The organism is Paraburkholderia sp. BL6669N2, from assembly GCF_003387275.1.
GTDB lineage: Bacteria > Pseudomonadota > Gammaproteobacteria > Burkholderiales > Burkholderiaceae > Paraburkholderia.
Map to the genome: position 1 here is coordinate 3903033 of NZ_QUNA01000001.1, position 13619 is coordinate 3916651.

Consider the following 13619-nt stretch of genomic DNA (forward strand, 5'->3'; position numbering starts at 1 on the left):
TTGGATGCTGAAACTGCGTTCACATTGAACCGTTTCCCCACCCATGGTGTAGACCTCCGAGCGAGTTCCTCATTCTAAGGGTCTGCGGGGCGACATTCGCATCACTCCACTCTCTTTAGCGGGACCAGCGCAATGGCATCGATAAAATTCGAGCACGTCTATAAGACGTTCGGTGAAACCAACGTCGTGTCGGACCTCAACCTCGACGTCGAGGATGGTGAGTTCCTCGTTTTCGTCGGCCCGTCCGGCTGCGGCAAATCGACCACCCTACGGATGCTGGCTGGACTCGAAAGCCCAACCGACGGTCGCATCTCGATTGGGAACAAGGATGTGACGGCGTTGCCTCCTGGACAACGCGACATAGCAATGGTTTTTCAAAGCTATGCGCTTTACCCACACATGTCGATTTACAAGAACCTCGCGTTTGGCATGGAAGTCCGCAAATCCAGCCCCAAGGAAATCGAAAAGCGCATTCGCGAGGTTGCTGCGATGTTGAAGCTCGACAGCCTCCTTTCGCGAAGCCCTGCTGAACTCTCCGGAGGGCAGCGTCAACGCGTCGCGCTTGGTCGCGCGATGATTCGCGAGCCTCGCCTTTTTTTGCTTGATGAGCCGCTTTCGAATCTCGATGCGGCGCTACGCACCCATATGCGCAGCGAAATCTCCGAATTGCAGCGCCGTCTCGGCACGACGATGGTGTACGTCACCCATGACCAAGTCGAAGCAATGTCGATGGGACATCGTATCGCTGTCTTTTCCGGCGGCAAGCTGCTCCAGATTGACACGCCCGAGCGCCTTTATCGACGCCCCGTGGACAAATACGTTGCAACCTTTATTGGGTCGCCACGTATGAATGTGGCCCCTAGCGAAATAAGTCTTGCTTCGTCCGATGCCGACTGCCTTGCTCTCGGAGCGAAATTTCGACTTCCGCCGGCCCAACGCGTTGAGTTCAACGGCTCGATACCTTCGAAGGTCGAAATTGGCATCCGGCCGGACGACTTGCATTGGGTCAAGGATGCTCCCGCTCGATGCGATGTTCGGACTTCTGGTGTCGTTGAGGCAATCGAGACGACGGGGTCGGAGAATTTTGTGCGTGTGTCGATTAACGGGGCCGTCGTTGACGCGAGATTCCCGAGTTTCTCGCCAGTCGCACTCGGCGAGCGAGTTGACCTGGTTTTCGACCCTGCAGACCTTCACTACTTCGACGCAGAAACCGGAAAGAGCCTTAGACATTAATACCAGATGGCAGCTTAAATTCATTTCAACAACAGACACTAGGAGTCCAGCAATGCGTTGTCTTACTCGCAGCAGCAAGAAGGTGGTCGCGGTCGCCTCGGCGATGTTGGCCGCGGGTTCGTTGCTTTGCAACGTAGCCCATGCAGATACCGTCCTCAAACTCGCCTTTGGGTCGGAGTACGTGATGGTTACACCGGAACTTACGAAGAAGTTCTGGGGCGACGTCAAGGCTGATTTCGAAAAAACCCATCCTGGCGTCACGGTTCAACTCGTTCCGATTCCCGGTGGCTTCGATGACATTGTGACCAAGGTCAGCATGTCCTATGGGAACACGAACGCAGCTCCTGATGTAGCGCAACTTCCCGCACAGGAGATGGCGCAGTGGGCGGCGAGCGGCTACCTCTTGCCATTGAACCAATACGTTGCGAACGCGGCGTGGTGGAAGGATTTCCCCGACGCGGTGAAGCAGGAGTCAACTGCTGGAAAGGACATCATTGGTATCAGTCAGGGCGTGAACACGTCGGGCTTGCTCTACGACCATCAGGTATTCGCTAAGGCGGGCATCCCAGCTGACTGGAAGCCCAAGAACTGGCAAGACGTGTTTGACGCGGCGCGAAAGATTAAAAAGAGCGACCCGGGTGTTTGGCCGTTGTGGGCAATTACGGGACCTGCCGGTGGAACCTCGGCTCTTGTTCTTGGCGCAGCTAACCTCCTGATGGCATCAAGTGACCCAACGATTAAAGATGCGTCGGGCAAGTGGGCGGTGGATACCAAGGGGATTCGCGAGGTCCTAAGCTTCTACCGTCAGGCTTCTGCTGAAGGGTTGCTCGCGCCGTCTTCGCTCATTCTGAATGCGAACTCGCCGGCGCTCGCTACGCCGGAGTTTCCGAAGCACCACATTGGCATCGCCCTGGTAGGAAACTACGTTCCGGCAGCATGGAGCAAGTCGATGTGTTCGCCGTGCTGGCCGGAGGCTGCCAAGTCGGTCAGTTTCGCACCGCTGCCGACAGTCTCCGGCGGCGGTAATGGTTACGCCAGCGCGTTTGGTGGTTGGGACGTCTCAATCTACAAGAAGACTGCGCATCCAGACCTCGCCTGGCAACTCGTTCAAACAATTGTCGGCAAACAGCACGCCATCGACGGGGCGAATTGGACTGGCTTTGTTCCGGCGCAAAAGAGCTATTGGACCGACAAACAATACACCGAACTTGCGCCGCCGTATCAGGAGCAGTTCGGGAAGCTGCTGGCCGTCGCGAAGAGTGTGCCGGCGGACCCCGACTATCCGGTCTGGGCCCATGCGTTTGAAGCGGCAACCGAGGCGCTTGTGCTGAAGCCGAAGATGAGTGTGGACGATGCTGTGCGAATGATGAAGAGCGAATTGTCTAACCAGCTTGGTGACGACAAGTTGATGGCCGCAAGATAGTCGATGCGGTTCGCTGGCTGCCGCTTCGGGCGGCCAGCGTATGTTCTGGAGAGTTTTGACGATGAATCAGACCACGTTTCGCCCTGTGAGCCTAGTGCTGCTCGCACCCGCGGCCATCCTGCTGCTTTCGCTTCTGGCGTTGCCGATTGTCTATGCAATCTACCTCGGATTTACCAATCTCCAACTCATCGGACCCCATGCGGTCAACTATTGGTTCACCGGGCTTCAGAATGTCCGAACGCTGCTGAGCGACGACGTCTTCACGAGTTCGCTATGGCAAACCGTGGTGTTTGTCGTTGGTTCAGGTGCGTTTGGTTCAACGATTCTCGGACTCGCGATGGCGCTGTTGATGCAAAAGGCGAGCGGCGTGCTTGGCAAGGCTGTGTCTGGGCTGGCCGTACTTGCATGGAATCTCCCTCCAATTACGATTGCCGTCATCTGGTATGCGGCAACCACGAGCGGCGGCACATTCCCGCGCCTCCTTGGCGACGCGAATCATGACCTTCTCTACACCTATCCAATGCTGGTGGTGTCAATTGCGAATGTATGGTCGCTGGCCGGGCTTTCGATGATTATGTTCTCTGCTGCTTTGCGGGGTATCCCAACTGAGATGGTTGAGGCGGCAATACTGGAAAACTCGAGCGCAGCTCAAAGACTGTTTCGGCTGACGTTACCGTTGCTGAAGCCGACCATCTTGATGTCTGCGCTTCTGATGACGCTTTTGACCTTCGCGAATTTCACGCTGGTCTATTTGATGACCGGTGGGGGCCCCGACAATCAGACCAATATCCTGCCCATCTACTCGTACGTGCAAGGCTTCAAATTTCATAGATTGGGTTACAGCGCGCTTCTTGGAAACGTAATCGTACTGCTCTCATCGGCGCTTGGATTGGCCTTCGTGCTTATCGCTCGCCAATATCGTCCTGGTCAAGTTCGGAAGAGCAAGCTGAAAGCGGTTTCCGCCTAACTTGTTGGAACAGCATCATGAAGGAAAACAGAATGGAACTTTCTGCTCAAAAGGTGACGGGAGACTCTGCGCATGTCGTCGGGCGCACGATGCGGCGTGTCGAGCCCATGTCGGGTAGGCTGCTCGCGAACGTGATACTGCTGCTTATCGGAGCCTACTTCGTTATCCCGGTCTTGTGGCTTGTGGTTGGAGCAGTTGACAAGCACGCCGGCTGGCAAATTCAGCTCCCGACGTTGACGTTGGACAACTTTGTGGATGCTTTGGCGCAAGGAAACGCTCAAGCTCTCTGGAACAGCGTGATTGTTTCGACGATAGCGGCAGTGGTGTCGACCGGCGCGGGAACATTGGCGGCCTACTCGTTTTCTCGGCACCGTATTCCATGGAAAGGTCCCATTTTACTTGGCATCCTTTTCCTCTCAGGCGTGCCCGTTACTATTCTTATCGTGCCGGTCTACAAGATGTTCGCGCAGTACGACATGCTTTCCCTTGTGCCGACTGCAATTCTTTTGGGCGTCACTTCGCTACCTTTCGCCATATATCTCATTAAAAACACTATCGACGCGATTCCGCTTGACCTTGAGGAGGCCGCAAGCATGGAGCAGGCGGGCACCTTCCGCATTCTCCGCTCGGTTATCGTCCCGCTAGCGATGCCAGGGATTGCATCCGCAGCCATCTTCAGCTTCGTCAATGCGTGGGGCAATTTCCTGATTCCGATTGTCCTGATTGCGGACCAATCAAGCCAACCGGCGCCGATTGCAATTTACAGTTTCATTGGGTCCGCAACGATTCGTTACGGGCAGATTGCCGCCTTCTCTATCCTTTACTCGTTGCCCGTCATCGCCCTCTACTTCGTGATGTCGCGCTATTTCAAAGGCGGATTCTCGTTAAGTGGCGCTGTACGCGGTTGATTAGAGCATAGCGTCATGTTGCGACCAGCATCGTGGGTGGGCACAGAAGTAGGTCGCCCCTTCGGACGACGTCGCACACTGAACGCATTCGATGCGCTTTCTGCGTCGGAGTGCGTCGGAGTGCGTCGCGAATCAGTGCGGTGCGAAATTGAGTTTCGCTTTTTTATCGCGAATACTGATGCGCGAGAGCGTTGTGTCAATGTGTCGTGCGGCCATCGCGCGTGAAAATACCGGGAGTTTCGAGTGAAGTTATCTGGCGGGCAGGTCATCGCGAAGGAGTTGCGCGCGTATGGAGTGCGATATGTCGCAGGCGTGCCGGGCAACGGAAACAGCGCCGTACTTGAAGGTCTCAATGCGCCGGGCGCTAGCATTCCCTTTATTCGGGTGGTTAACGAACAGAGCGCCGTCCATATGGCGGACGGATACTTCCGCGCGTGCGGGAGTGCGATGGCTGTTGTGCTTCCCTCAAGAACCGGAATTTATACTGCCTCGGCGGCTCTTTCGAATTGCCTGTCTGATTCCTGTGGTGTGCTTCTAATCACGGGTGACCAAGGTTCCGGCGACGCGCCTGCTGGCTCGACTCGCTCTACGCGGACCGGGCGAGGGTGGGACGCAGACTCGGCATGCAGCGGCCTCAAGAGGTCGTGGAAGGTGTGCGGATTTTCGGAACTCCCGCAAGCGATGCATCGTGCCTTTAACAGTGCGCTGGGTGCAAGACCGGGCCCTGTCCATCTCGAAGTTCCCTTTGAACTGCAGACGCACACGGAGCACGTAAGTTCCGAATCCCCACAGAACCGACTCACCCAGGGCCGACTGAGAGGAGACCCCGCGGTCATTGAACTGGCAGCTAGCCTTCTTGCCAACGCGGAGCGTCCAATCATTCTAGCCGGTGGCGGAGTGGTGGCTGCAGATGCTATATCCGAGCTCAACGCTTTGGCTGATGCCCTTTCAGCGCCGGTATTGGTGGCGGGCAACGGCATTGGGGTAATTCCCCATGACCACGACCTCAATGCTGGTTCGGTGGGCGCAGAGGCAAGCCAGTGGGGAACCGCGCTTTTGAGCAAGGCCGACGTCATTGTTGCGGTGGGCAGCCGTCTATCGGACCTGCACGACATCTATGGAAGCGCGAGCGGTATATCAGAAGTGGCCGGTAAAAAGTTGATTCAGATTGACGTTGAGAGAGACGAAATCGGAAAACGCTATCCGGTAGAGGTCGGGATTGTCGCGGATGCGAAAAGCGCGTTAGTCGACCTCAACGCGGCGATGAACGGGAAGTTGAAGCGGGCGACAGGTGCACGACGACAGGCATTCATTGAACTTATGCGGCAACTGCGTGAGCAGTGGCGGAACGAGGTCGCCAGCAGGTCAGGTGCGAGCGAGACCTTCATTCGGCCGCCGCGGCCGTTTCTCGAGCTCCGCAAAGTGCTCCATCGCGATGCCATTGCGGTCATTGGGTCCGGCGCCGTCGTGCATATAGCGCGTGAGCATTTCCCTGTCTATGCGCCGCGCACATTCTTGTCACCAGGAGCGTCCGCGGCAGGTGGTTGGGCTGTTCCTGCTGCGATAGGCGCGAAGCTCGCGATGCCAGCGCGGCAGGTCGTATGCGTGGTTGAAGATAGTGATTTTCTTCAATCGATGCAGGAAATGGCGGTTAGCGTCATGCATTGTATTCCTGTCGTTTTCGTTGTCTTCAATCGAAGCGGACCAGAATTCGTATCCGGTGCGATTGGTTCTCTCGGTGCGCGTCCGAGTATTGGCGAGTTTTGTTTGCCCGATGGACGTCCGTACCCACTCGCATTCTCAGAAATTGCTAGAAGCTTTGGACTTGATGCATGGCGCGTCGAGCACGCTTCTCAGTTGGAGGGCGCATTTCGCCGGGCGCTTGACAGCACGGGTCCCGCCTTGGTTGAAGTGATGGTCGCGCGACATGAAAATGATGCAGCAACGCGTTATGAGGATGTACAGAATCGCGCTATGCAACAGGATAGTCTGGTCTAAGAGCATGGCCCAGCCGGTCGCTTGAAAACGATGTGGCATTCGGGCCGGAAAGTTGTGAATTCATGCTAGCAAACAGGGTCGTCAGTTTGACGAGTGCCCGTTGCGTCTCACTATCTTTGGTCTTCAGGGACTGGTCTATACAAGTCAGACGTAGCGAAGAATCGTCGATGCTCAAGTGACGGTGTGGTCGTAAATGCGAAGCGCCGGCTTTTCCTTGTGGTTCGTAACGTAGAAGCATCCAGACCAAAGATAGCGTCACAGTGCGTCATATTCGAGGTGTCTCGCGAAATTGAGTTGGAGTTTTTCTCGACTGATACTGACTTCGCGCTGCAAAAGTGACGCGCTTTCCCACGCAAAGCTTTCGACTCCAAGTGCGGAGTCTCAGCTAGTTAAGAATTTTCTCGTTGAAGAGTCCACTCAATTTCTGAGTTGCATCATAAGGGGCAATCATGTCGTTTTTTTTGAAGTCAGCTACCACGCAACCCACTGGGGAAGCCGACACTAAACAGGTCCGTCGTATTGTTGAGGAGGTGATTGCCGACATCTCCGCACGGGGGGATGACGCTCTGCGCGAGTACTCCACTAAGTTCGACAAGTGGAATCCGTCGCAGTTTCGTCTCTCGCAAGAGCAAATCGATGCCTGCATTGCCGAACTGACAGAGCAGGAAATTGCGGATATTAAATTCGCACAGGAACAGGTCCGCAACTTCGCACGCCATCAGCTGGCGTCGATGCATGATATCGAAGTTGAAACGCTTCCCGGCGTCATTCTTGGTCACAAGAACGTTCCCGTCCAAACCGTCGGATGCTACATCCCGAGCGGAAAATATCCGCTGGTTGCATCTGCGCATATGGGCATCGTAACGGCAAAGGTCGCTGGTGTAGACCGCGTTATCGCGACGTCGCCTCCTTTCGAAGGTCGACCAAGCGCGCCTGTTATTGCCGCTATCCATCTTGCGGGTGCCGATGAGATTTATTGCATCGGCGGCGTGCAAGCTGTAACCGCTATGGCACTCGGGATTGGTGAATTTCCGCAAGTGGACATCATCGTCGGGCCGGGTAATGCATATGTCGCCGAAGCGAAGCGTCAACTGTTTGGTCAGGTTGGTATTGACCTGTTCGCGGGCCCGACCGAAACCATGATTATCGCGGATGACTCGGTCGACGCTGAGCTTATCGCGACGGACCTGCTGGGCCAGGCTGAGCACGGCCCGACCTCTCCAGCAGTGCTTGTCACCACTTCGCGGAAGCTCGGCGAGGAGACGCTTGTGGAAGTCGAGCGTCTGCTGAACCAACTTGACACCGCTGAGATTGCTCGCAAGGCCTGGGAAGGTTTCGGGGAAGTCATCATTTGTGAAAATGATGAAGAAGTGATTCGGGAGTCGGACCGCATCGCATCGGAGCACGTGCAAGTAATGACGCGCGACCCCGACTTTTTCCTGAAACGTCTTCGCAACTACGGTGCGCTCTTCCTGGGCGCACGCACAAACGTCGCCTATGGAGACAAGGTTATCGGTACGAACCACACGCTGCCGACTTCAGGTGCAGCGCGGTTCACGGGTGGCCTGTGGGTCGGCAAGTTCCTGAAGACGTGTACGTATCAGCGAATTCTTACTGACGAGGCGTCCGTACTCATCGGCGAGTACTGCTCGCGTTTGTGCATTCTCGAAGGCTTTTCTGGCCATGCGGAACAGGCAAACATCCGCTTGCGTCGTCTCGGTAACATCGACGTCCCGTATGGCAAGGCTGCTCCTGTGCCGGCTGAGACGGCGAAGTGATGACGTCAAGGTACATATCTCGCTGAGACGTTAGTTGATGCGATTTGCTAACGAGCACCGGTCGCTTTGCGACCGGTGCGTGTTTTTAGAATAGATTGGCTTTTATGCGGCAATGAAGCCGGGCGGCTTCTCCAGGCCTACAGCATGAACGTCTCTAGGTGCCAGTACTCAAGCTTCGCTTGTGGCAAGTCTTATCGTCTCTTCCAATAAGGCGCGATGCAGTTCGGGAGTTGCCGCGGCGATAATTCGTCCATCGCTTGTTGGCGTCAATGGATTGCCGTTCCAATCGGTCATAACACCTCCAGCGCCGTTCACAACCGGGACGATGGGGAGATAGTCGTACGGCTTGAGACCAGCCTCGACGACGGCGTCAATTTTGCCGGTGGCGAGCATTGCGTAGCTGTAGCAATCGCCGCCGTATCTGCGGAATCGCGCTTTGCTACTAAGTGAATTAAACACTTCGAACTCCGTTTCGCTAAACATATCGGGCGACGTTGAGAACATGTTGCATTTTCGCAGTTCACCGCAACCGCTCGTTCGGATTGCTTCTCCGTTGCGTTCAGTAGATTGTTCACGGGTTCCGACGTACCGCTCACCGAGCACGGGGACGTCAATGATGCCAAAGATAGGGGCAGCATCCTTCAAAAGCGCGATAAGAGTTCCCCACAGCGGCATGCCGCTGATAAAGCTCTTCGTGCCATCAATAGGGTCAACCACCCAGCAAAACTTTGCCTGAGGGTTGAGCGCGGCCTGCTCTTCTCCGAGGATTCCATGAGACGGATAAGCTTCCATAATCCTGGCTCGAATCAGAGCCTCGATATCTACATCTGCAATCGTCACCGGGCTTGCGTCGGTCTTCTGCGCGATGTCGATTTCTTGTCGAAAATAGCGGATACCAATTTGACCAGTTTCGTTTAACGTCGACTCGACGAACTGCCTATAGTCTTCGAATAAATTCATAGTTGCTTGAGCCTGAGAGAGCCTTGGATGCGACCAAAGAGACGTTTTACGAAGCTGTGCTCAGATAAGTTAATTGTAGGTGGTGATGTGGACGAAATCGAGTAAGCGTAGTCGAATCTGCGTAAGCAATTTCCGGAGTGGGGCGCCGTACACTAAAGGGGAATGGCAATGAGCGAAAGTGCTCGATTTCAGGAGGACGTGAGCCAGAATGTGTTGACTGTGTTGAGTCAAGCGGTCGACGAGGGCCGCATTGCAGGTGGTGTGGTTCTGGTTGCATTAAATGGTGTTGTTGTCGCGGAAGAGGCTGCGGGCTATGAAAATATCGCTTTGGCAATACCAATGCACATCAATGCACGTTTCAGACTGGCGTCCGTGACAAAGCCAATTGTGAGTCTTGCAGCCTTGAAGCTTGTGCACCTCGGCATTCTGGATTTGCACGAGCCAATCACGAACTGGTTACCCTATTTTCGACCTCGTCTGGCAGATGGCCGACAGCCCAAAATTACGCTGCACCACCTTCTTTCGCATTCGTCAGGCCTGAGCTATGGTTTCCAAGAAGCTGCCGGGTCGGAGTATGAGCGGTTCCGGGTTTCTGATGGGCTCGACTGTTCCGGTCTAACCCTTGCGGAAAACCTCCGGCGGTTGGGCAACGCGAAGCTCAAGTTCGAACCTGGAGCCGCATGGCAGTATTCTCTCGGTCTTGACGTTGTTGGGGCAATCATTGAGTGCGCGACGGAAAGTACACTCCCGGATGCAATCGATGACTTGATATGTCGTCCGCTTGGACTTAACTCACTCGCGTTCGCGGCTAAGGCGCAACGGGAGCTCGCAGTGCCTTATATCGATTCCTTGGGTACATTGGCGGAGATGCCAGAGCCTGCGGAAGTTGTGCCACCAGACTCCGGAATCGCAATCCGATTTTCGCCTCGTCGAGCTCATGCACCCAATGAGTTTCCGTCGGGGGAGCCGGAATGGTAGGAGGTGCACGGGATATCCTGAAAGCTCTTGAGACAGTACGCAAAGACGGTGCAGGGTTCTTGGACAGCAGGCTCGCACACCTCATGCGCAGTGCTCACGTCGACGCAGACCTCCGCGCGCAGGGCGACGGATGGGGATTCGGATACATGGGTGCCGTGTTAATGGACCCATCTCGCCTTATCACTCCGCAGCGGGTGGGGACGGTTGGGTGGGGCGGGGTGTACGGTCACTCTTGGTTTGTTGACGTCGCAAGCGGGCTTACCGTAGTGGCGCTTACAAATACGACCTGGGAGGGAGTTGGAGGAAGGTTCCCAGAGGACGTTCGAGATGCCGTATATGCTGCTTTTGGCCGAGCAGGTGCTCGCGCGTCGTAGGCGGCAGTTCAATATAAAAAGCCAGGGCGATTATTAATCACCCCGGCTTTCTGTGCAGTGCGCCAACCCTCCCCGGGGATGGGCTTGGTTCGGTCAACTCAAGCACTGCCGGTTTTAGGTAAAGGAAGTTTTTGGTGTCTAAACTTCGATAGCAACCTTTCGGCCCAGGGCATATCGCATTACGAGGTAGTAGATGAGTCCAAGTGCGAGCCACGTCACCCCCATCTGCAGCGTTGCGATACGCATGGATGACATCAACGCGACGATGATAGCCAGACCGACGAGAGGCAGAACCATGTGCGAGACGATGTTGCGGGAACCTTTCTTAAACCAGAAGTAGCCAATCAACGATACGTTCACAAGCATGAATGCCGACAATGCGCCGAAGTTCTGGAAGAGCGCAAGGTCATCAAGATGGTCTTGGAATGCAAGCGATACGACCAGGGAAACACCGGCGACGAACAGATTTGCGACATACGGTTGCTGGCTCTTTGTGCTGACACGGGCGAACACATGGGGCAATTGGCGGTCGCGGCCCATGGCATAGATGATTCGTGCAATGGCTAGCTGTGAAACAATCGTGCAGGGGATGCCAAAGGCTAGGGCAGTACCGATGGACGTCAGAGCGAACAGCCAGTTGCCACCGGCATAACGTGAGATGTCATAGAACGCAGTGTCCGGCGAGAAAATATGAGCACCGGGTGCCAGGTCGGCCGCGACCCAGGTTTGAACGACGAAGAGCACTGCCATGATGCCGAGCGTTGCCATGCCCGCAAAGCCGAGCAGGTGCTTTTGCTTCGGTCGCACCTCTTCGCCCAAGGTCGTAATGGCATCAAAACCCAAGAAATTTAATGAGGCGACGAGAATGCCGCTGCCGGCGGCCGCCCAGGTGAAGGTATGAGGGTTATAGATGGCACCAAGTGTGAGACCGCCATTGCCTTTTCCCGTATGAAGGGCGTACAGGCCGGCACCGAGAAAGACTGCAAGCACCGCCATCATGATAACGAGGAAAATACGGTTCGTTTTGGCTGTAACCGAGACGCCTACGAGATTGAGCAACGTTCCGATGCCGATAAACCCCAGAATCCAGGCCCAACGTGGAACCTCGGGAATGAAGCTGTTCATGGCTGCGGCGCTGATAATTGCTAGCAGACCGGGGCTGATGATGTAGTCCAGAAAGAGCAACCAACCAGCGAAAAACCCTGCTGCCTCTCCTATGCCGTGTCGAGCGTATGTGTACGCTGAGCCAGCATTCGGAAACTCCTTGCTCAGCACTTGATAGCTGCGAGCTGTGAAGCCCATAGCAACCACACTGAGAATGTAAATCAGCGGGACCATTCCATTGCCGACGCTTGCAATGATGCCGAACATGGCAAACGGTGAAATTGGCAGCATGTAGACCATGCCGTAGGCGATGAGGTCGCTCACACTCAGGGCGCGATTCAAGCCGGTCGAATATTCGGCGTCGTTCGATTGGCTTGTGTAACGTGGCGCTTCGTCCGCGGTACCTGTTGCGATACTTTCCATGTCCTCAAAACCTCCTCGCAATGCTTCTCATCGACTTGTTTGTTTCATCACGTGTGCACGAGCGACGTGATATAGACGTGTGTGCGCAATGCTTGATGCCAGCCGAAGCTCCGCTAGACATCAGCAGCGCACTTAGTTTTGGTCGCGTCGTAACGCCTTGCGCCACGTCTTTGTGAGACTCTTGACCGTTGTTTTATTCGTGCGACGACTCGGTCGCTTAGGAAGCAGCGAACGTCGACATTGGATAGGTACGGATGCACGGGTCAGATTCGATTCGTGCCGGCCGGCTCGCACGATTGAGATGCAGTCTGGAAAACCCGTCGTTCAGTCTTTGTCCAAGCTTGCAGCTTGGGCCAACCCTAATCGCAGTTCGACGCAACTGGCTGTTACCCACCGCGTTTGAATGCAGTGTACGTTGCCAAAATCTCGGGCTGATAGTTCGCACGCGTACTCGCGTTGCAGCAAAGCGACGCACATGGTGCGTCATTGTGCGAAGGGTCGACGTTAGTTTACGGGGTTACCCTGACTAAAATGCTGCATTTTGTTACAAGTTGACTCATCACTTTGCGACAGCATCGTTCCCGCAGAGAGGCAAAATGCGAGGGCTACGGTGGGTCCAGAAGGCGCTCCGACGTTGTGACAACCAGCGAAATGCGCCCCCTTTTTCTATCTTGACGGTAGGCGTGGGCCATCAACTGGTGATTTCAACTCGAGTACCATCCGGGGCCACTATCACCGCCTCATAAAAACCGTCGCCAGTGCGTCGAGGGCCGGACAGCAAGATTCCGTTTGTCGCGCAACGCTTGGCCAAAGCATCAACTGCGTCGGCATCGCCGAGTGAAATCGCGATATGGTCCCAGCCAAAACACTCATCGGCTGCTTTCGCGACCACCCAAGGACCAGTCATCAATTCAACCTGAAGTGAGTCTGATGCGAGGCGAACGAAGCACGACGTGAAACCTGGTCGCCGGGCGCTGAGATAAAGCGGTCCAATTTCTGCATTGAAATACTCATGCCAAAATCCCGCGGCGGCTGTAATGTCGCGAGTCCACAGTGCTACATGTGCTAGGCGCATGCTTTCCTCAATTTTTTGTATCAATACCCGTACGTGGGCGCCACCGACAGCTACGAATGAATTGCATCAACGGCCGTGGCAGCGAGCGAGCAGAACGCTAGCCTGCGTTGCCAAACTCGGGCGCACGCAGCATCAGGAGTTCGATTATGAGGATGTCTGGCGTACATATGCAACGGCTCCCCGGTTCGTATAAGGGTTCACTCACATGAGCGTGTCGTGATTGTCGGCTCGAACCGTCGTATCCCGCAGAGCGCAGAGTTCGGTGCTCCCCGCGATAAGTCCTGTCATCGCAGCCTGCACCGGTTGTGTAGCAGTGGGCGCCAGTGGTGAGGTCAGCTTTCACGAGCAAAAACAAGTTCTGGACGGGTATCTGTATTCGAAATCATTGAAGGCACCTG

Annotated in this window: 11 protein-coding genes; 8 read left to right on the plus strand and 3 right to left on the minus strand. The window is 55.3% G+C overall.

Annotated elements, in window-relative coordinates; all coding sequences use genetic code 11:
- The first annotated feature begins 132 nt into the window (after positions 1-132).
- From B0G80_RS17805 to hisD, 6 genes are all read left to right on the plus strand, one after another.
- A complete protein-coding gene (locus tag B0G80_RS17805) occupies positions 133-1233 on the plus strand; it encodes an ABC transporter ATP-binding protein (protein ID WP_116118839.1) in 1101 nt (366 codons plus the stop codon).
- A gap of 52 nt (positions 1234-1285) precedes the next feature.
- Positions 1286-2656, plus strand: coding sequence for an extracellular solute-binding protein (locus B0G80_RS17810; RefSeq protein WP_116118840.1), 1371 nt, complete (start codon positions 1286-1288; stop codon positions 2654-2656).
- 61 nt (positions 2657-2717) lie between these two features.
- Positions 2718-3623 carry a carbohydrate ABC transporter permease gene (locus tag B0G80_RS17815; RefSeq protein WP_220377464.1) on the plus strand — a complete coding sequence of 302 codons (906 nt, stop codon included), beginning with the start codon at positions 2718-2720 and terminating at the stop codon, positions 3621-3623.
- Between the two features lie 17 nt (positions 3624-3640).
- Positions 3641-4531: a carbohydrate ABC transporter permease gene (locus B0G80_RS17820; RefSeq protein WP_116118842.1), complete on the plus strand. Its 891-nt coding sequence runs from the start codon at positions 3641-3643 to the stop codon at positions 4529-4531.
- 243 nt (positions 4532-4774) lie between these two features.
- Positions 4775-6529: a thiamine pyrophosphate-binding protein gene (locus B0G80_RS17825; RefSeq protein ID WP_116118843.1), complete on the plus strand. Its 1755-nt coding sequence runs from the start codon at positions 4775-4777 to the stop codon at positions 6527-6529.
- Between the two features lie 449 nt (positions 6530-6978).
- Positions 6979-8307, plus strand: a complete 1329-nt coding sequence (gene hisD / locus B0G80_RS17830; protein WP_116118844.1) for a histidinol dehydrogenase — start codon at positions 6979-6981, stop codon at positions 8305-8307.
- A gap of 168 nt (positions 8308-8475) precedes the next feature.
- On the opposite strand, the gene B0G80_RS17835 is transcribed toward hisD, so the two are convergent.
- Positions 8476-9267: an inositol monophosphatase family protein gene (locus B0G80_RS17835; RefSeq protein WP_116118845.1), complete on the minus strand. Its 792-nt coding sequence runs from the start codon at positions 9265-9267 to the stop codon at positions 8476-8478.
- 168 nt (positions 9268-9435) lie between these two features.
- Here B0G80_RS17835 and B0G80_RS46895 point away from each other — a divergent pair, with 168 nt between their 5' ends.
- On the plus strand, positions 9436-10245 hold the full coding sequence (locus B0G80_RS46895; RefSeq protein ID WP_181919975.1) for a serine hydrolase: 810 nt from the start codon (positions 9436-9438) through the stop codon (positions 10243-10245).
- Positions 10239-10619, plus strand: coding sequence for a serine hydrolase (locus B0G80_RS46900; protein WP_116118847.1), 381 nt, complete (start codon positions 10239-10241; stop codon positions 10617-10619). Before B0G80_RS46895 ends, B0G80_RS46900 begins: the two co-directional genes overlap by 7 nt.
- Before the next feature lie 138 nt (positions 10620-10757).
- Here B0G80_RS46900 and B0G80_RS17850 read toward each other — a convergent pair whose 3' ends face one another.
- Both B0G80_RS17850 and B0G80_RS17855 read right to left on the minus strand, forming a co-directional pair.
- Positions 10758-12146, minus strand: a complete 1389-nt coding sequence (locus tag B0G80_RS17850; RefSeq protein ID WP_116118848.1) for an APC family permease — start codon at positions 12144-12146, stop codon at positions 10758-10760.
- A 691-nt stretch (positions 12147-12837) separates the two neighbouring features.
- Positions 12838-13221 (minus strand): VOC family protein, encoded by a 384-nt coding sequence (locus B0G80_RS17855; protein ID WP_116118849.1) that lies wholly within the window; start codon positions 13219-13221, stop codon positions 12838-12840.
- Positions 13222-13619 lie beyond the last annotated feature (398 nt).